We start from the raw sequence: 18109 nt of genomic DNA on the forward strand, positions 1-18109 counted from the left end.
GTCCGTCCTCGGAACGGCGCGGAATCGGTGGGACAGGGATCTGGAACTCCGTTGACGCGCCAACCGCTGCGGGCGGACACCCCCCGACACGACCCCTTCGCGCCGTACGCGGCCATCCCGCCATCCCCCAGCTGCGGGCAGTCGTGCCTCCCCCAGTGCCTGAACGGCCTGGGAGGTACCCCCAGGCGGCACGGGTGGGCGCAGCGGCACCCCGCTCCGCCGGGGCACCCCGCTACGCCGGGCCGCGTCCCACCCCCCCCCGGCCCACACCCACGCCGGGTGACCAGGAAACCCCGGTCCGCGGCCCCCACCCCGCGCCGACCCACCCCGTGCCTCAGCCCCCGTACAACCCCGCCAACCGCCGCGCATCCCGCGCGAAGCGCTCCCGCAGTGTCGGTGGTGACAGCACCTCCACCTCCGGCCCGAGCCCGCGGAGCTGCTCGTGCGCGACGTCCTCCGACTCCACCGGCAGCGCCACCGTCACCCAGCCCGCCGCGTCCGGCGCCCCCGCGGCCGCCAGCCCCTCCCGGGCGGCCGGCGCGTCGACGGTGTGCGGCAGCGCGCGTACGCCCCGCTCCGACAGCCGCACCACGACCTCGGCCCGCAGGATCGAGCGCGCGAACTGCTCGGCCCGCTCCGCCCAGAACGCGGGCAAATCGAAGGCGTCGTCCCGGACGAAGCGGTCCCCGCCCGGGTCCACCGCCGTGAAACGGTCGATGCGGTACACACGGAAGGGCCCGTCGCCGCCCGCCCCCGCGACCCGCGCGCACAGGTACCAGACCCCCGCCTTCAGCACCAGGCCGTACGGCTCCAGTTCGCGGACGACCTCGTCCGTGCCGCGCCTGTAGCGTGCGGTGACGCGCCGGTCGTCCCAGACCGCGTCCGCCACCGCGGGCAGCAGCTCGGGTGTCTCCGGCTCGCGGAACCAGTTCGGCGCGTCCAGGTGGAAGCGCTGGGCCGCCGTACGGGAGGCGTCCCGCAGGGAGGGGAGCAGAGCCGCCGACACCTTCAGGCGGGCCGCCGACGCGGCGTCCTCCAGGCCCATCTCGCGCAGCGGCCCAGGGACTCCGGAGAGGAACAGCGCCTCCGCCTCGCCCCGGGCCAGCCCGGTCAGGCGGGTGCGGTAGCCACCGATCAGGCGGTAGCCGCCGGCCCGGCCCCGCTCCGCGTACACCGGCACGCCCGCCTCCGACAGCGCCTGCGCGTCCCGCGTCACGGTCCGCTCCGACACCTCCAGCTCCCGGGCCAGCTCGGCGGCGGTCATCGTCGGACGGGACTGGAGGAGCAGCACCATCTTGATCAGGCGGGCAGCACGCATCCCCACATGATGCAGGAGGACGCGGAAGGCCCCCGCCGCGGCGGGGGCCTTCCGACGACGCGTGACCTCTACAGGCCGTAGCGCTCGCGCGCCTCCTTCACGGCCGTCGCCTTGACCTCGCCGCGCCTGGCGAGCTGGGCCAGGGCCGCGACCACGATGGACTCGGCGTCCACGCCGAAGTGGCGGCGGGCGGCGTCACGGGTGTCCGACAGGCCGAAGCCGTCGGCACCGAGCGACGAGTAGTCCTGCTCGACCCACTGCGCGATCTGGTCCGGTACCTGGCGCATGTAGTCGGAGACCGCGAGGACCGGACCCTCGGCGCCCTGGAGCGCCCGGCGGAGGTACGGCACCCGCTCCTCGCCGCGCAGCAGCGCCGCGTCGGCGTCCATGGCGTCCCGGCGCAGCTCCGTCCAGGAGGTCGCGGACCACACGTCGGCGGCCACGCCCCACTCCTCGGCGAGCAGCCGCTGCGCCTTGAGCGTCCAGTGGATCGCCGTGCCGGAGCCGAGCAGCTGGATGCGCGGGGCGTTCGCGGCCGGGGCCAGGCCCGCGGTCTCCGCCGTGTTGAAGCGGTACAGGCCCTTGACGATGCCCTCGTCGACGCCGGGCGCGGACGGCTTGGCCGGCTGCGGCATCGGCTCGTTGTAGACCGTCAGGTAGTAGAAGACGTTCGGGTCCTCGCCCGGGGCCGCCTCGCCGTACATGCGGCGCAGACCGTCCTTGACGATCGCCGCGATCTCGTACGCGAACGCCGGGTCGTAGGAGAGGGCGGCGGGGTTGGTCGCCGCGATGGCCGGGGAGTGGCCGTCCGCGTGCTGGAGGCCCTCACCGGTGAGGGTGGTGCGGCCCGCGGTGGCGCCGACCAGGAAGCCGCGGCCGAGCTGGTCGCCGAGCTGCCACATCTGGTCGGCCGTGCGCTGCCAGCCGAACATCGAGTAGAAGATGTAGAACGGGATCATCGCCTCGCCGTGCGTCGCGTACGCGGTGGACGCGGCGATGAAGTCGGCCATCGAGCCGGCCTCGGTGATGCCCTCGTTGAGGATCTGGCCGTTCGTGGCTTCCTTGTAGTACATCAGCTGGTCGCGGTCGACCGGCTCGTACGTCTGGCCCTTGGGGGAGTAGATGCCCAGGGACGGGAAGAGGCTCTCCATGCCGAAGGTGCGCGCCTCGTCGGGGACGATCGGCACCCAGCGCTTGCCGGTCTCCTTGTCGCGGACCAGGTCCTTGACCAGGCGGACGAAGGCCATGGTGGTGGCCACGTTCTGCGAACCGGAGCCCTTGTCGAAAGAGGCGAACGCCTTGTCGGCGGGCGCGGGCAGCGGCGCGAGCGGGTGGACGCGGCGGGCCGGGGCCGGACCGCCGAGGGCGGCGCGGCGCTCCTGGAGGTAGCGCACCTCGGGGGAGTCGGCGCCCGGGTGGCCGTAGGGCACCACGCCGTCGACGAAGTCGCTGTCCTTGATCGGCAGGCCGAGGAGGTCGCGCATCTCCTTGAACTCGTCCACCGAAAGCTTCTTCATCTGGTGGTTGGCGTTCTTGGACGCGAAGCCGCGGCCGAGGGTGTGGCCCTTGACCGTCTGGGCCAGGATCACGGTCGGCGCGCCCTTGTGGGCGAGGGCGGCCTTGTACGCGGCGTACACCTTGCGGGACTCGTGACCGCCGCGGGAGAAGTGGAAGCAGTCGAGGATCTTGTCGTCGGACAGGAGCTTCGCCATCTCGGCGAGCTGCGGGTCCTTGTTGAAGAAGTCCTCGCGGATGTAGGCGGCGTCGCGCGTCTGGTACGTCTGGACCTGGGCGTCCGGTACCTCGCGCAGGCGGCGTACGAGCGCGCCCGTGGTGTCGAGCTGGAACAGCTCGTCCCAGGCGGTGCCCCAGAGCGACTTGATCACGTTCCAGCCGGCACCCCGGAACAGGGCCTCCAGCTCCTGCACGATCTTGAAGTTGGCGCGGACCGGACCGTCGAGGCGCTGCAGGTTGCAGTTGATGACGAAGGTCAGGTTGTCCAGGCCCTCGCGGGAGGCGAGGGTGAGCGCGGTGGTGGACTCCGGCTCGTCCATCTCGCCGTCACCGAGGAACGCCCACACGTGGGAGTTCGTCAGGTCCTTGATGCCGCGGCTGGTCAGGTAGCGGTTGAACCGCGCCTGGTAGATCGCGGAGATCGGGCCGAGGCCCATGGAGACGGTGGGGAACTCCCACAGCCAGGGCAGCCGGCGCGGGTGCGGGTAGGACGGCAGGCCGTTGCCGCCGGCCTCGCGGCGGAAGTTGTCCAGCTGCTCCTCGGACAGGCGGCCGTCGAGGAAGGCACGGGCGTAGATGCCGGGGGAGGCGTGGCCCTGGATGTAGAGCTGGTCGCCGGAGCCGTCACCCTCCTTGCCCTTGAAGAAGTGGTTGAAGCCGGTCTCGTAGAGCCAGGCCGCGGAGGCGAAGGTGGCGATGTGGCCGCCGACGCCGTACTTGCTGCCGCGGGTCACCATCGCCGCCGCGTTCCAGCGGTTCCAGGCGGTGATCCGCTGCTCCATCGCCTCGTCGCCGTCCACGGTGGGCTCGTCGGCGGTCGGGATGGAGTTGACGTAGTCGGTCTCCAGCAGCTTCGGCAGCGCCAGGCCCGCGCCCTCGGCGCGCTCCAGCGTGCGGCGCATCAGGTACGCGGCACGGTGCGGCCCGGCCGCCTGGGTGACGGCGTCCAGGGAGGCCCGCCATTCGGCGGTCTCCTCGGGGTCGCGGTCCGGGAGCTGGTCGAGCTCGCTCGGCTGGATGGCTTTGGAGTCGGTCGTCATGTCGCCGCCTTCCTCAGTCGAAGGGGGTTCCCTCATCGGCAAGGGTTCGGGGGTGCCCTAGGTCTTTGGCAGGACAGGGCTGGGGCTCGGGTGGAAGCCCGTCTGTGACTGTAACTCCCTGATCGATGATCGATCAAAGGGTTGAGGACCAAAAACTCTTGATCACGAGAAAGTCGGCACGGGGTGCCTTCGGTGATGGCACGGAGTGACCTTGAAGTGGGGGGTTTGTGCAGGTGAGGCAGGGTGCGCGCGGATGAGCTCGGGGGGAGCGGTGGTAGGGCGGCCGCGGCTCAGCCGTGGCTGATCGCGCAGTTCCCCGCGCCCCTTTCAGGGGCGCGGGGAACTGCGCGAATCGGGGGTCTGGGGGCGGAGCCCCCAGGGTCGGGAAGGGTAGGGGCGGCGGGGGCGAAGAACTACGCCCGGGGTGCGCAGCCGAGGACGTGGGCCTTCACGATCTCCGGGATGCGCGGATCGCGGCGGCGGAAGGCCGCGACCAGCTCCTCGTGCTCCTCCGCGTACGACTGCTGCACCGTCCCCAGCCACCGTATCGACAGGGCCGTGAACACCTCGATCCCCAGCCCCTCCCACGTGTGCAGCAGCACCGAGTTGCCCGCCGCCCGCACCAGCTCCCGGTGGAAGGCCACCGTGTGCCGCACCTGGCCGGTGCCGTCGGAGACCCGGTCGGCCTCGTACAGCGCGGCGACGTGCGGCTCCAGGGCCGAGCAGTCCACTGCGAGGCGGTCCGCCGCCAGCTCGGCCGCGATCGCCTCCAGGCCGGCCCGGACGGGGTAGCTCTCCTCCAGGTCGGCGGCGGTCAGGTTGCGCACCCGCACGCCCTTGTTCGGCGCCGACTCGATCAGCCGCAGCGACTCCAGCTCCCGCAGCGCCTCCCGCACCGGCGTCTGGCTGACCTCCAGCTCGGTCGCGATCCGGCGCTCCACGATCCGCTCGCCCGGCTGCCAGCGTCCGCTGATGATCCCTTCCAGGATGTGCTCGCGGATCTGTTCGCGCAGCGAGTGGACGACGGGCGCGGTCATGAGAGCTCCTTCGGGAGGGTCCCCTTCGGACCCCGGGGCGGCTGACGTTGAGAAACAATACGGCCGTCACGGTGGGCGGGAAGGGCGCACGGGGGCGCTTTGACGCAGGTGAGACGAGACTTACACAGGGTGCCCCGGCCGGAACGCGGTGATGCCCCCGCCCGGATATTTCCGGGCGGGGGCATCACAGAAGTCCTCTGAAGGGGGGAACTACAGGCCGAGCTCGACCTCGAACTCGCCCGCCTCCAGGATCGCCTTGACCGCCGTCAGGTAGCGGGCGGCGTCGGCGCCGTCCACCAGACGGTGGTCGTAGGACAGGGTCAGGTACGTCATGTCGCGGACGCCGATGACCGGGCCGTCCTCCGTCTCGATGACGGCCGGACGCTTGACCGTGGCACCGATGCCGAGGATGGCGACCTGGCCCGGCGGCACGATGATCGTGTCGAACAGCGCGCCGCGCGAACCGGTGTTGCTGATGGTGAAGGTCGCACCGGCCAGCTCGTCCGGGCTGATCTTGCTGGCCCGCACCTTGCCCGCCAGGTCGGCGGTCGCCTTGGCGATGCCGGCCAGGTTCAGGTCGCCGGCGTTCTTGATGACCGGGGTCATCAGGCCCTTCTCGGAGTCCACCGCGATACCGATGTTCTCGGTGTCGAAGTAGGTGATGGTCCCCTCGGCCTCGTTGATCTTGGCGTTGACCGGGGCGTGGGCCTTGAGGGCCTGGGCCGCGGCCTTGACGAAGAACGGCATCGGGGAGAGCTTGACGCCCTCACGGGCCGCGAACGCGTCCTTGGCCCGGGCGCGCAGCTTCATCAGCCGGGTGACGTCGACCTCGACGACCGACGACAGCTGGGCCTGCTCGTGCAGCGCCTTGACCATGTTGTCGCCGATGACCTTGCGGATGCGCGGCATCTTGACGGTCTGGCCACGCAGCGGGGAGGCCTCCAGGACGGGGGCCTTCTTCGCGGCGGGCGCCGCGGGGGCGGCGGCCGGGGCCGGGGCGGCCTTCGCGGCCTCGGCGGCGGCGACGACGTCCTGCTTGCGGATACGGCCGCCGACGCCGGTGCCCTTGACGGTGGACAGGTCGACGCCGTTCTCGGCGGCGAGCTTGCGCACCAGCGGGGTGACGTAGGCGCCGTCGTCCACCGGCTGGGCGGCGGCCGGGGCGGCCGGAGCGGCGGCCGGGGCCGGCGCGGGCGCCGGGGCGGCGGGCTGCGGAGCCGGAGCCGGCGGCGCCTGCGGGGCAGGGGCGGCCGGAGCCGGAGCGGCCTGCGCGGGAGCCGGGGCCGGAGCCGCCGGAGCCGGGGTGGGCTCGGGCTGGGCCGGGGCGGCGGGGGCGGCGGGGGCGGCCGGGGCAGCCGCCGGGGCGGCACCCGCGGCGCCGATGACGGCGAGCTTGGCGCCGACCTCGGCGGTCTCGTCCTCGCCGACCACGATCTCCAGCAGGGTGCCGGAGGCGGGGGCCGGGATCTCGGTGTCGACCTTGTCGGTCGAGACCTCGAGCAGCGGCTCGTCGGCCTCGACGCTGTCACCGACCGACTTCAGCCAGCGGGTGACGGTGCCCTCGGTGACGGACTCGCCGAGCGCGGGCAGGACCACGTCCGTGCCCTCGGCGGAGCCACCGGCGGCGGCCTCGGCCGTCGGAGCGGGCGCCGGGGCGGCCTGCTCGGTGGAGGGGGCGGCCGGGGCGGGCTCGGGAGCCGGCTCGGCGACCTGCTCGGCCTGCGGGGCCGGAGCGGCGGCGGGGGCGCCGGAACCGTCGTCGATCAGCGCCAGCTCGGCGCCGACCTCGACGGTCTCGTCCTCGGCCACCTTGATGGAGGACAGCACGCCCGAGGCGGGGGCCGGGATCTCGGTGTCGACCTTGTCGGTCGAGACCTCGAGCAACGGCTCGTCGGCCTCGACGCGCTCACCCTCGGCCTTCAGCCAGCGGGTGACGGTGCCCTCGGTGACGCTCTCGCCGAGCGCCGGAAGGGTTACGGAAACCGCCATGGTTTCGGTTGCTCCTTACGAATTGCGGAAGTCTGTGTCGTCGCGCCCGAAGACCGAAGCGGTCAGTCGTGCATGTGGAGCGGCTTGCCGGCCAGCGCCAGGTGCGCCTCGCCGAGCGCCTCGTTCTGCGTCGGGTGGGCGTGGATGAGCTGGGCCACCTCGGCCGGCAGCGCCTCCCAGTTGTAGATCAGCTGCGCCTCGCCGACCTGCTCGCCCATACGGTCGCCGACCATGTGGACGCCGACCACGGCCCCGTCCTTGACCTGGACCAGCTTGATCTCGCCCGCGGTCTTCAGGATGCGGCTCTTGCCGTTGCCGCCCAGGGGGAACTTGATCGAGACGACCTTGTCCGCGCCGTAGACCTCCTTCGCCTTGGCCTCGGTGAGACCGACGGAGGCGACCTCCGGGTGGCAGTACGTCACCCGCGGCACGCCGTCGTAGTCGACCGGCACGGTCTTCAGGCCGGCGAGCCGCTCCGCCACCAGGATGCCCTCGGCGAAGCCGACGTGGGCGAGCTGGAGGGTGGGAACGAGGTCACCGACGGCGGAGATGGTCGGGACGTTGGTCCGCATGTACTCGTCGACGAGGACGAAGCCGCGGTCCATCGCGACGCCGTTCTCCTCGTAGCCCAGGCCCTGCGAGACCGGGCCGCGGCCGATGGCGACGAGCAGGATCTCGGCCTCGAACTCCTTGCCGTCGGCGAGGGTGACCTTGACGCCGTCCTGGGTGTACTCGGCCTTCTGGAAGAAGGTGCCCAGGTTGAACTTGATGCCCCGCTTGCGGAAGGCGCGCTCCAGGAGCTTGGAGCTGTTCTCGTCCTCGACCGGGACCAGGTGCTTGAGGCCCTCGATGACCGTGACCTCGGAACCGAAGGACTTCCACGCGGAGGCGAACTCGACGCCGATGACACCGCCGCCGAGGACGATGGCGGACTTCGGCACCCGGTCGAGCGTGAGGGCGTGGTCCGAGGAGATGATCCGGTTGCCGTCGATCTCCAGGCCCGGCAGGGTCTTCGGCACGGAGCCGGTCGCCAGCAGGACGTGGCGGCCCTGGACACGCCGGCCGTTGACATCGACGGAGGTGGGGGAGGAGAGCCGGCCCTCACCCTCGATGTAGGTGATCTTGCGGGAGGCGACCAGACCCTGCAGACCCTTGTACAGGCCGGCGATCACCTCGTCCTTGTACTTGTGCACACCGGCCATGTCGACGCCCTCGAAGGACGTCTTGACGCCGAACTGCTCGCTCTCGCGGGACTGGTCGGCGACCTCGCCCGCGTGGAGCAGGGCCTTGGTGGGAATACAGCCGTTGTGCAGGCAGGTGCCGCCAAGCTTGTTCTTCTCGATCAGGGCGACGTCCAGGCCCAGCTGCGCCCCGCGCAGGGCCGCGGCGTAACCACCGCTGCCACCGCCGAGGATCACTAGGTCGAAAACGGTGCTGGCGTCGTTCGCCACGTCACGTCCTCCATGCATGTGCGCCACGCCGGTCTCCAGTGACCGGTCGGCGGCTGGTGTCCGGCCGCTCTTTGTTCTCGGCCCTTGGGGTGGGCCCTGTCCTGCCGGGCTCCATCTTCGCACCTGTGAGAGGCGAACGAGACGTGGGGCCGGGGTGTGAGACGCCCCACGTCCACGTGAGCGGGCCTTCACCCGGGCCGCGGTTCACCTCGCGACGCCCTGCGGTTCGTGTGGGCCGACGCAGGGACAGCCAACCCAGGGGCGCGGGGAACCGCGCGACAAGCCACGACGGGCCCGCAGCCGCGCAGTCACCCGCACCCCCGAGTTCTCAGAGGGCGGAACCGCCCTCTCAGGCGTACGTCAGCCGAGATCGCCGAGGGCAACCCGCTCGGCGACCCGCACCAGCGTCCGCACCGCCGTACCCGTGCCGCCCTTCGGGGTGTACCCGAACGGCGCGCCCTCGTTGAAGGCCGGACCCGCGATGTCGAGGTGCGCCCAGGTGATGCCCTCGCCGACGAACTCCCGCAGGAACAGACCGGCCACCAGGCCGCCGCCCATCCGCTCGCCCATGTTCGCGATGTCCGCGGTCGGGGAGTCCATGCCCTTGCGCAGGTGCTCCGGCAGCGGCATCGGCCACGCCGGCTCGCCGGACTCCTCCGCCGCCTCGTGCACCGCGGAGCGGAACGCGTCGTCGTTCGCCATGATCCCGTACGTACGGCTGCCCAGCGCGAGCATCATCGCGCCGGTCAGGGTCGCCACGTCGATGATCGCGTCCGGCTTGTCCTGCGAGGCCGCCCACAGCGCGTCGGCGAGCACGAGCCGGCCCTCGGCGTCGGTGTTGAGCACCTCCACCGTCTTGCCGCTGTACATCCGCAGCACGTCACCCGGGCGGGTGGCGGAACCGGACGGCATGTTCTCGGCCAGCGCCAGCCAGCCGGTCACGTTGACCTCCAGGCCGAGCCGCGCGGCGGCGACGACCGCGGCGAACACGGCGGCGGCACCGGCCATGTCGCACTTCATCGTCTCGTTGTGCCCGGCCGGCTTGAGGGAGATGCCGCCCGAGTCGTAGGTGATGCCCTTGCCGACGAAGGCGAGGGACTTCTTCGCCTTGGGCGAGGTGTACGACAGCTTGACCAGCCGCGGACCCGACGCCGAACCGGCGCCGACGCCGAGGATGCCGCCGTAGCCGCCCTTGACGAGCGCCTTCTCGTCGAGCACCTGCACCTTGATGCCGTGCTCCTTGGCGGCCGTCTGCGCCACCGCCGCGAACGCCTCCGGGTTGAGGTCGTTCGGCGGGGTGTTGACCAGGTCGCGGGCGCGGTTCAGCTCCTCGGCGACCGCCGCGGCACGCTCGACGGCCGCCTTGTACGCCTTGTCGCGGGGCTTGCCGCCGAGCAGCGCGGCCTCCGCCAGCGGGGCCTTGCCGTTGCCCTTGGCGCCCTTGCCGTCCTTGGTGTCCTTCGCGGACTCCTTGTACGCGTCGAAGGAGTACGCGCCGAGCAGCACGCCCTCGGCGACGACACCGGCGTCGGCGGCCTCGGCGAGCGGCAGGGCGAAGGCGGCCTTCTTGGCGCCGGCCAGGGCACGGGCGGCCGCGCCGGCGGCCCGGCGCAGGGCCTCGGGGTCGAAACCGGCGTCCTTCTCGGGCTCGGCACCGAGGCCCACCGCCACCACGACGGGGGCCTTGAAGCCGGACGGCGCGGGCAGCTTCGTCACCTCGCCCTCGGAGCCGGAGGCGCCGAGGGTCTCCAGGACGGCGGCGAGCCGGCCGTCGTACGCCTTGTCCACGGCTTCGGCGCCCGGGGCGACCAACGGGCCGCCTGCGCCCTTGGCGACGCCGATCACGATCGCGTCGGCCCGGAGGCCGGGCGCCGCGGCGGTGGAGAGAGTGAGAGCAGTCACGGTGGTGAAATCTCGCTTCCGTATGAAGTCTGGTGTGGCCGAATGCGGGTGGGTCGACCGGGCCCGACATCCGACCCTAGATCCCTCCTGCGATGCGGTCCTCGCCTGGGCAGGCGAACACTCGGCACGAGCCTACGCTCGCGCCCCGCCGGGCTCCCTCCCGCGGGGCCGCGGTTTCCCCGCGTCTGCGGGGATGGGAGATCATTCCGGGGGTACGCCGCACACCCCTCCCGCACCCTGGAGCACTTTCCGTGAGACGCCCGGTCCCGTCGACAGCCCTCCTCCTGCTGCCGCTGCTGCTGCTCGCGGGCTGTACGTCGGCCCCCGGCGGCGGCGACGACGGCGACGGCGGCGGCGCCGCCGCGGACCGCTGGCGGCCCACGCCCGGCACCGCCTGGCAGTGGCAGCTCAGCGGCAGGCTCGACACGTCCGTCGACGTACCCGTCTACGACATCGACGGCTTCGACCACGGCGAGGCCACCGTCGCCCGGCTGCACGAGGACGGACGCAAGGTCATCTGCTACGTCTCCACCGGTGCCTGGGAGAACTTCCGGCCGGACGCCGACGAGTTCCCGGCGGCGGTGCTGGGCAAGGGCAACGGCTGGGAGGGCGAGCGGTGGCTGGACATCCGCGCGACGGACGTCCTGGAGCCGCTGATGGCTGAACGCCTCGACATGTGCCGCGAGAAGGGCTTCGACGCGGTCGAGCCGGACAACATGGACGGCTACAAGAACGAGACCGGCTTCCCGCTCACCGGCGAGGACCAGCTCCGCTACAACCGGCTGATCGCGAAGCTCGCCCACGACCGCGGGATGTCCGTCGGGCTGAAGAACGACCTGGACCAGATCCCGGAGCTGGTGGACGACTTCGACTTCGCCGTCAACGAACAGTGCGCCCAGTACGGCGAGTGCGCCGAGAACCAGCCGTTCATCGACGCGGACAAGGCCGTCTTCCACGTCGAGTACGAGCTGCCGACGGAACGCTTCTGCGGCGATTCCCGTGCGCTGCGGCTCAGTTCGATGCTGAAGAAGTACGAACTGGATGCGTGGCGTGAGGCCTGCTGAACGCTGACGCCGGGTTCGGTTCGGGGTCGGTTCGGGTCGGGTTCGGTTGTGGGTCAGCCCAGGACCAGCACGACCAGCGCGGTCGTGGCCGCCGTCTCCGCTACTCCGCCGAAGACGTCGCCGGTGACGCCGCCGAAGCGGCGGACGCAGTGGCGCAGCAGGAGTTCGGCCGCCGCGGCGGCGCCCACCACGGCCAGTGCGGTGCGCAGCGCTTCGTACGGGCCCAGGTACGCGCCCGCCGCCGCGCCGGCCAGGGTGACGACCGCCGCCGCGGCCAGCGCCCCGCCGGCCGGGACCACTCCGGCGACCGCCGCGCCCAGGCCCTCCGGACGGGCGGCGGGCACCCCGGCCCGGGCCGCCGTCGTGAGCGCCAGCCGGGCGGCGGTCGCCGAGACCACGGCGGCCAGCGCGCCCCGGGCCCACGAGTCGCCGTAGGCCTGGGCGAGGGCGGCCACCTGGGCGAGCAGCGTGAACAGCAGGGTGAGGACGCCGAACGGTCCGATGTCGGACTGCTTCATGATCCGCAGGGCGTCCTCGGCGGGCTTGCCGCTGCCCAGTCCGTCGGCGGTGTCGGCCAGCCCGTCCAGGTGCAGCCCGCGGGTGAGTACGGCCGGGACGGCGGCCGTGGCGACCGCCGCGAGGAGGTTTCCCGCGCCCAGGAACAGCAGCAGGAGCCCGGTGCCCGCGGCGGCGACACCGACGGTCAGTCCGGCCAGCGGCGCCCACAGCATGCCGCCGCGCGCGGCGTCCCGGTCCCAGCGGGTGACGTTGACCGGGAGCACGGTGAGGGTGCCGAAGGCGAAACGGAGGCCGTCGGGGGAGGGGGTCCTGAGCACCGGCGCAGACTACCCGGCGGTCGGAGGGGCGTTGACGGGCCTCGGGGATAAAGTGCGCATATGGGAGATTGGTGGCAGCGCAACATCGTGGAACCGGGCAAGCTGCCGCTGCTCCTCGCGCTGAGCGCGTTCGTGCTGACCTTCGTGGTCACCCGGGTGATCACGCGGCTGATCCGGGCGGGCAAGGGGCCCTTCGGGAACGTCAAGGCGGGCGGGGTGCACATCCACCACGTGGTCCCGGGGGTCGTGCTCACCGTCATCGGCGGCTTCTGCGCGGTGGCGGGGGGCCGATACGGGTTCGGGTCGGCGCTCGCGGCGGTGGTCTTCGGGATCGGGGCGGGGCTCGTGCTGGACGAGTTCGCGCTGATCCTGCACCTCGACGACGTGTACTGGACCGAGGCGGGGCGCAAGAGCGTGGAGGTCGTGGTGCTCACCGCGGCCCTGGTCGGGCTGGTCCTTGCGGGGTTCACGCCGTTCGGCGTCGACGGGATGTCCCAGGAGGAGTTGCAGGACCGCGCGAACGTCATCGCGACCGTCGCGGGGAACTTCTTCTTCTCCCTCCTCGCCCTGGCCAAGGGCAAGGCACGGCTGGCGATCTTCGGGGTCATCGTTCCCGTGATCGCCCTGATCGGCGCGGTCCGCCTGGCCCGGCCGGGGTCCCCGTGGGCCCGCCGGTTCTACGCCCGTCGCCCACGCGCCCGCGCGAGGTCCAGGCTGCGTGCCTACCACCACGACCGCCGCTGGTCCGGGCCGCGCCGGGTCGTCCAGGACTGGATCGGGGGGCGTCCGGACCCGCGATGAGGGTGCCTGCGGCTCCGGTGGGGGTGCGGGTGGCGCGGTGGGTTCGGTGGTGGGTCGGGGACGCGCCGGGGGGTGTCCGTCCTCGGAACGGCGCGGAATCGGTGGGACAGGGATCTGGAACTCCGTTGACGCGCCAACCGCTGCGGGCGGACACCCCCCGCCGCGTTCACTCGCCCCCGTCGGAGACCTCCGGCAGCTCCGCCGCCAGCGACGCCGCCGCCTGGACCAGGGGGAGCGCCAGCAATCCGCCCGCGCCCTCGCCGACCTTCACGCCCTGGGACAGCAGCGGTTCCATGGCCATCCGGTCCAGCGCCTTCGCCTGGCCCGGCTCCCCGCTGTCGTGCGAGGCCAGCCACCAGTCCGGTGCCCGGAAGGCGACCCGCTGGCCGACCAGCGCGCACGCCGCCGTCACGACGCCGTCCAGGATCACCGGCATCTTCCGCACCGCGCTCTGCAGCAGGAAGCCCGTCATGGCGGCCAGGTCCGCGCCGCCGACCGTGGCGAGGAGTTGCAACTGGTCGCCGAGAACGGGCCGTGCGCGGCGCAGCGCGTCACGGATCGCCGCGCACTTGCGCATCCAGGCGAGGTCGTCGATCGGCACCCCGCCCCGGCCGGTGACGACCGACGCGTCCGTCCCGCACAGCGCGGCGACCAGTACGCCCGCCGCGGTCGTACCACCCACGCTCACATCCCCGAGCACCACCAGATCCGTGCCCGAGTCGGCCTCCTCGTCGGCCACCGCCATCCCGGCCCGGAAGGCGGCCTCCGCCGCCTCGAGGGTCAGCGCGTCCTCGATGTCGATGCGGCCGCCGCCGCGCCGCACCCGGTGTCCCGCGACCTCGGCCGGCAGCGTTTCCGGGTCGCAGTCCAGGGCCATGTCGACGACGCGTACGGGGACGTCCAGGCGCCTGGCGAGCACCGACACCGGCCGGCCGCCCTCCAGCACCTCGCGCACCAGCTCACCGGCGCCGCCCGCGGGCCGCGCCGACACGCCCAGCTCGGCGACCTTGTGGTCACCGGCGAACAGCACCACCCGGGGGCGTACGACGGGGCGTACCGGTACGGCGGCCTGGGCGGCCGACAGCCACTCGCCCAGGTCGTCGAGGCGGCCCAGCGATCCGGGCGGAACGACCTGACGCTCCCGGCGTGCCTCCGCGTCGCGGCGTACCCCGCCGTCGGGCCGCTCGATCAGGTCGGTGAAGTCGTCGAGATTCAGCGAGCTCATTCGCCGAACAGTACCGGCCCCGCACGAACCCGACGGAGGGCCCGTGGGCAGCACGCTCCGGCGGCGTCGCTGCACCCCGGAGCGCGCTCACGTACGTAACGTTTTGTCTGGAATTGCCGTCTCGTGTCGGGAGCCGCCCGTGTCCGGAACCTCCGTCGTGCCTCCGGTCCCCCCGTACGGGCCGTACCGCGAGGACTGCCCCTGGTGCGGCTCGCGGCGGCTGCGGGCCCGGCGGCGCGGTGACGGGCCGCGGCAGGGAGCGCCCCACCGGTCTCCGGTCGAGCGGTGCTGCGACTGTCGGCACGTCTTCCGGAATCCGCCGCTCACCCCTGGTCCCGAACACCCCGTGGTCCGGGCCGGTGTCCGGATCGGGCACCTGCTGGCCGCCCGGGCCATGGTCCGCCACTGCCCCGAGCCCGAGAGCTGGCTGGACGTGGGGACGGGAGACGCCGACTTCCCGCGGGTGGCCCGCGCCTACTTCCCGTACACCTCGTTCGACGGCCTGGACCCCACCCCCCGGGTGCTGCGGGCCCGCGTCGTCGAGCGGGTGGAGGAGGCGATCGTCGGGCGCCTCACGGACCGTCACGTCACGGCCCGGGTGCGGGAGCGCTACGACGTCGTCAGCCTCTTCCAGTACCTGGAGCGGGTCGCGGACCCGCGGGCGGAACTGCGGGCCGCGCTGGGAGCGCTGCGGCCCGGCGGGCATCTGCTCGTCGACGTGGCCGACCCGCGCCGCCTGGTGCCGGTGCACCCCGTCGGGCTGGGCGCCGAACTCGTGGCCCAGGGCTGCACGGTCCTCACCGGCGCCCGGGGGCACCGCGTCATCGCGCGCAAGGACGCCTCAGCCCCGTAGCACCAGCGCCTGGCCCGCCACCACCAGCAGCACCTGCTCGCACTCGGCGGCGAACGCCGTGTTCAGGCGGCCGAGTTCGTCGCGGTAGCGGCGGCCGGACGCCGTGGCCGGGACGATGCCCGAACCGACCTCGTTCGACACCGCCACCAGCGTGCGCCTCGTGGTGCGGACCGCCTCCGTCAGCTCCCGCACCCGGTCCCGGAGCGCCCGTTCGCCGCTGTCGGCCCACTCCGCGTCGTCCCACGCGCCGACCGCGTCCATCGCGTCCGTCAGCCACAGGGACAGGCAGTCCACGAGGAGGGGCGGGCCCTCCTCCTTCAGGAGCGGGACGAGGTCGCAGGTCTCGGTGGTGCGCCAGGACCCGGGGCGGCGCTCCCGGTGGGCGCGGACCCGGGCCGCCCACTCGGTGTCCCCGTTCCGGGAGCCGCCGGTGGCGACGTAGAGCACACCGGGGAAGGACTCCAGCCGGCGTTCCGCCTCCACCGACTTGCCCGACCGGGCGCCGCCCAGCACGAGGGTGCGCCGCGGTACGTCGGGCACGTCCTCGTACGAGCCCACCGCCAGCGTCGTCCCGTCCGGTACCGCCCTGGCCCCGGCCGCCGCGAGCCGTCGCGCCAGCTCCCGGCCCGGGGGCACGTCGTGGTCCAGGTGGACCGCCACGACGTCCGTCGTCGGGCCCGCCGCGCCCACCGCCCGCAGCTTCGCCAGCGCGTCCGGCCGCCCCACGACGTCCGCCAGCACCAGGTCGTACGGTTCCGCCGGCTCCTCCAGGCCCGCCGGGGCGCCTCCCGGCGGCAGGTACAGGAACCGCCCGCCGTCCGGTCCCGTCACCGCGTACCCGGTGCCGGGCGCGTCCAGCGCCACCGCCCGCACCCGGTGCCCGGTGAGCAGCGCCAGCTCCCGCCCGTCCGGCACCCGGCCCGGCTGCGGCAGCCCGGCCGGCACCTCCACGGCGGGCCCGTCGTGCGGGTGGGAGAGCAGCACCTGCCGTACGCCGGCCAGGGAGCGCCCGGCCCGCGCGGCGGCGAACGCGGCGCCGGGCGTCAGGTCGAGCAGCAGCGCCCCGTCCACCAGCAGCGCGGTCGCCGCGCGCGCCTGCTCGCCCTGTGCGGCGGCACACGCCGCGCAGGGACAGTCGGGGCGGGGCAGTCCCGCGGGGGCACCGGTGCCGAGCAGAGTCACGTCCACGCACCGATTTTCACCGGTCGTCCGGCGACATGCGCGTCCGAGTCCCCCCCGGAGGGCGGGCGACCGGGCCGTTCCCGTCGCCGGATCAGGTCTCCCGGCCTTCTACGGAGTGCCCGGCCGAACGCATAGGCTGCGGGCGGGGGCCGGACCAAGATCCGGCTTCCGCTCTGCATGTGCTCACATCTTGGAGGCGTACATGGCGGCATGGACGTGGCGGTTCGAGACGGCCGGCGGGACGGAGGTCCAGCCCGCGGTGCAGCCCGAGGAATTCACCACGCAAGGGGACGCCGAGTCCTGGATCGGGGAGCACTGGAAGGACCTCCAGGAGGGCGGTACCGACCAGGTGCGGCTCTTCGAGGACTCCACCGAGATCTACGGCCCGATGAGCCTGCACGCCGAGGAGGCGGAGGCCGAGGAGGCGGGGACCGAGGCCTGAGGGCCGTGGGCGTGACGGGGGCGGCCTCGCTCCCGTCACTGCTCGCCCAGCGTCACCTCGGCGGTGTGCTCGGCTCCGTCGCGGGTGTACGTCACCTTCGTCCGCTCGCCCGGCCGCATCGCCGCCAGCGCCTCGGACAGCGAGGTGATGGTGGTGATGTCCGTGTCCCCGAGCCTGGTGACGACGTCCCCGGCGCGCAGCCCGGCGTCGTCGGCGGCCCCGCCGTCGCTCACCTCGACGACGGCCACGCCGGCGGGCCGGTAGCTGTCGTCGACGACCGTGCGGGCGACGATGCCCAGCGCGGCCCGGCCCGAGTCGGTGACCTTGCCGTCCTTGATGATCTGCCCGGCCACCGTCGACACCATCGACGCCGGGATCGCGAACCCGATGCCCGGTGCCGCGCTGTCGCCCAGGCCCGGATCGGTGGCCGCCAGGGTCGGGATGCCGATCACCAGTCCGTCCAGGTTCACCAGGGCGCCCCCGCTGTTGCCGGGGTTGATGGCCGCCGAGGTCTGCACCATGTCGGCGATGGTCGCGCCCGTGCCGCCCCCGCTGCCGCTCTCCGTCACGGTCCGCCCGGTGCCCGACACGATGCCCTGCGTCACGCTGGAGGACAGGCCGAGCGGCGAACCCATCGCCAGCACGATCTGCCCGACCTCGACCTTCGCGGAGTCCCCGAAGCGGGCCGCCCTCAGACCCTCGGGCACCTTGTCCAGCCTGACGACCGCCAGGTCCTGCTCCGGGTAGGAGGAGACCAGCTTCGCGGTCAGGACGCCCTCCGCGCGGGCCGTCGTCACCCGGAAGGACTTGCCGTCCCCGACGACGTGCGCGTTGGTGACGATGTGCCCCTTGTCGTCGTACACGACCCCCGACCCCAGCGCGTCGCCCGCCTGGATCTGCACGACCGAGGGCAGGACGTCCTTGATCACCCGCTCGTAGTCGGCCTGCAGATCACTCGCCGCGCGCGGGGCCGCGGCCTGCGCCGTGTCGCCCTCCCGCGCGCTCCCGGACCCCCGGTCGGCGCCCGAACCGGCGTCGGAACATCCGGTTGCGAGCAGCAGGGAGCAGACCGGCACGGCCACCGGGGCGAGCAGACGGCGCAGACGGGCGCGGGAAGTGTCCATGGCCCGAGTCTCACCGCGCCCCCGGCACCCGGCCCCCGGTGAACACCCGAACGGGCGCCGGAGCCGGGGCACCAGAACCCGCTCACCGGCGCCGAGAGGTGCCGTGTGCCG

The 18109-nt window shown here is 73.1% G+C and carries 14 protein-coding genes; 4 read left to right on the forward strand and 10 right to left on the reverse strand.

The annotated features are described in order from the left end of the window. Nucleotides 1-334: 334 nt before the first annotated feature. The 6 genes from IE94_RS0120265 to IE94_RS0120290 all read right to left on the reverse strand — a co-directional run bounded on the left by IE94_RS0120265 (nucleotide 335) and on the right by IE94_RS0120290 (nucleotide 10471). Nucleotides 335-1318: a helix-turn-helix transcriptional regulator gene (locus tag IE94_RS0120265; protein ID WP_030186306.1), complete on the reverse strand. Its 984-nt coding sequence runs from the start codon at nucleotides 1316-1318 to the stop codon at nucleotides 335-337. A gap of 68 nt (nucleotides 1319-1386) precedes the next feature. After that, nucleotides 1387-4092 (reverse strand): pyruvate dehydrogenase (acetyl-transferring), homodimeric type, encoded by a 2706-nt coding sequence (gene aceE / locus IE94_RS0120270; protein ID WP_030186308.1) that lies wholly within the window; start codon nucleotides 4090-4092, stop codon nucleotides 1387-1389. A gap of 413 nt (nucleotides 4093-4505) precedes the next feature. Then, on the reverse strand, nucleotides 4506-5129 hold the full coding sequence (locus tag IE94_RS0120275; RefSeq protein ID WP_030186310.1) for a GntR family transcriptional regulator: 624 nt from the start codon (nucleotides 5127-5129) through the stop codon (nucleotides 4506-4508). A 210-nt stretch (nucleotides 5130-5339) separates the two neighbouring features. Beyond that, on the reverse strand, nucleotides 5340-7118 hold the full coding sequence (gene sucB, locus IE94_RS0120280; RefSeq protein ID WP_030186313.1) for a 2-oxoglutarate dehydrogenase, E2 component, dihydrolipoamide succinyltransferase: 1779 nt from the start codon (nucleotides 7116-7118) through the stop codon (nucleotides 5340-5342). 62 nt (nucleotides 7119-7180) lie between these two features. Continuing rightward, complete coding sequence (gene lpdA, locus IE94_RS0120285; RefSeq protein WP_030186315.1) at nucleotides 7181-8569, reverse strand: dihydrolipoyl dehydrogenase; 1389 nt, start codon at nucleotides 8567-8569, stop codon at nucleotides 7181-7183. A gap of 360 nt (nucleotides 8570-8929) precedes the next feature. Next, nucleotides 8930-10471: a leucyl aminopeptidase gene (locus tag IE94_RS0120290; RefSeq protein ID WP_030186317.1), complete on the reverse strand. Its 1542-nt coding sequence runs from the start codon at nucleotides 10469-10471 to the stop codon at nucleotides 8930-8932. 251 nt (nucleotides 10472-10722) lie between these two features. Here IE94_RS0120290 and IE94_RS0120295 point away from each other — a divergent pair, with 251 nt between their 5' ends. Further along, the gene (locus tag IE94_RS0120295) at nucleotides 10723-11535 is read left to right on the forward strand and encodes an endo alpha-1,4 polygalactosaminidase (protein WP_030186320.1); all 813 of its coding nucleotides are present in this window, start codon (nucleotides 10723-10725) and stop codon (nucleotides 11533-11535) included. 53 nt (nucleotides 11536-11588) lie between these two features. Here IE94_RS0120295 and IE94_RS0120300 read toward each other — a convergent pair whose 3' ends face one another. Then, nucleotides 11589-12371 (reverse strand): adenosylcobinamide-GDP ribazoletransferase, encoded by a 783-nt coding sequence (locus IE94_RS0120300; protein ID WP_030186322.1) that lies wholly within the window; start codon nucleotides 12369-12371, stop codon nucleotides 11589-11591. 60 nt (nucleotides 12372-12431) lie between these two features. Here IE94_RS0120300 and IE94_RS0120305 point away from each other — a divergent pair, with 60 nt between their 5' ends. Further along, nucleotides 12432-13172, forward strand: a complete 741-nt coding sequence (locus IE94_RS0120305) for a hypothetical protein (protein WP_030186323.1) — start codon at nucleotides 12432-12434, stop codon at nucleotides 13170-13172. Nucleotides 13173-13338: 166 nt separating this feature from the next. Here the strand turns inward: IE94_RS0120305 and cobT are convergent, their stop codons facing one another. Further along, nucleotides 13339-14397 carry a nicotinate-nucleotide--dimethylbenzimidazole phosphoribosyltransferase gene (gene cobT / locus IE94_RS0120310; protein WP_030186325.1) on the reverse strand — a complete coding sequence of 353 codons (1059 nt, stop codon included), beginning with the start codon at nucleotides 14395-14397 and terminating at the stop codon, nucleotides 13339-13341. Nucleotides 14398-14536: 139 nt separating this feature from the next. Here cobT and IE94_RS0120315 point away from each other — a divergent pair, with 139 nt between their 5' ends. Continuing rightward, nucleotides 14537-15250: a class I SAM-dependent methyltransferase gene (locus IE94_RS0120315; RefSeq protein ID WP_167343972.1), complete on the forward strand. Its 714-nt coding sequence runs from the start codon at nucleotides 14537-14539 to the stop codon at nucleotides 15248-15250. On the opposite strand, the gene IE94_RS0120320 is transcribed toward IE94_RS0120315, so the two are convergent. Further along, nucleotides 15239-16438, reverse strand: coding sequence for a bifunctional adenosylcobinamide kinase/adenosylcobinamide-phosphate guanylyltransferase (locus IE94_RS0120320; RefSeq protein WP_030186330.1), 1200 nt, complete (start codon nucleotides 16436-16438; stop codon nucleotides 15239-15241). The two genes, IE94_RS0120315 and IE94_RS0120320, sit on opposite strands and share 12 nt — an antisense overlap. Before the next feature lie 196 nt (nucleotides 16439-16634). Between IE94_RS0120320 and IE94_RS0120325 the strand changes: the two genes are divergently transcribed. Continuing rightward, nucleotides 16635-16874: a hypothetical protein gene (locus IE94_RS0120325; protein ID WP_037923085.1), complete on the forward strand. Its 240-nt coding sequence runs from the start codon at nucleotides 16635-16637 to the stop codon at nucleotides 16872-16874. Between the two features lie 35 nt (nucleotides 16875-16909). On the opposite strand, the gene IE94_RS0120330 is transcribed toward IE94_RS0120325, so the two are convergent. Beyond that, the gene (locus IE94_RS0120330) at nucleotides 16910-17998 is read right to left on the reverse strand and encodes a S1C family serine protease (RefSeq protein WP_030186336.1); all 1089 of its coding nucleotides are present in this window, start codon (nucleotides 17996-17998) and stop codon (nucleotides 16910-16912) included. Between the last annotated feature and the right edge of the window lie 111 nt (nucleotides 17999-18109).

This window comes from Streptomyces violaceorubidus (assembly GCF_000717995.1).
GTDB classification, from domain to species: domain Bacteria; phylum Actinomycetota; class Actinomycetes; order Streptomycetales; family Streptomycetaceae; genus Streptomyces; species Streptomyces violaceorubidus.

What these genes read in the sequence shown, in the direction of transcription:
- IE94_RS0120265 (WP_030186306.1), bottom strand. Translation starts at nt 1,318, where the DNA reads ATGCGTGCTGCCCGCCTGATCAAGATGGTGCTGCTCCTCCAGTCCCGT.
- aceE (WP_030186308.1), bottom strand. Translation starts at nt 4,092, where the DNA reads ATGACGACCGACTCCAAAGCCATCCAGCCGAGCGAGCTCGACCAGCTC.
- IE94_RS0120275 (WP_030186310.1), bottom strand. Translation starts at nt 5,129, where the DNA reads ATGACCGCGCCCGTCGTCCACTCGCTGCGCGAACAGATCCGCGAGCAC.
- sucB (WP_030186313.1), bottom strand. Translation starts at nt 7,118, where the DNA reads ATGGCGGTTTCCGTAACCCTTCCGGCGCTCGGCGAGAGCGTCACCGAG.
- IE94_RS0120305 (WP_030186323.1), top strand. Translation starts at nt 12,432, where the DNA reads ATGGGAGATTGGTGGCAGCGCAACATCGTGGAACCGGGCAAGCTGCCG.
- cobT (WP_030186325.1), bottom strand. Translation starts at nt 14,397, where the DNA reads ATGAGCTCGCTGAATCTCGACGACTTCACCGACCTGATCGAGCGGCCC.
- IE94_RS0120325 (WP_037923085.1), top strand. Translation starts at nt 16,635, where the DNA reads ATGGCGGCATGGACGTGGCGGTTCGAGACGGCCGGCGGGACGGAGGTC.
- IE94_RS0120330 (WP_030186336.1), bottom strand. Translation starts at nt 17,998, where the DNA reads ATGGACACTTCCCGCGCCCGTCTGCGCCGTCTGCTCGCCCCGGTGGCC.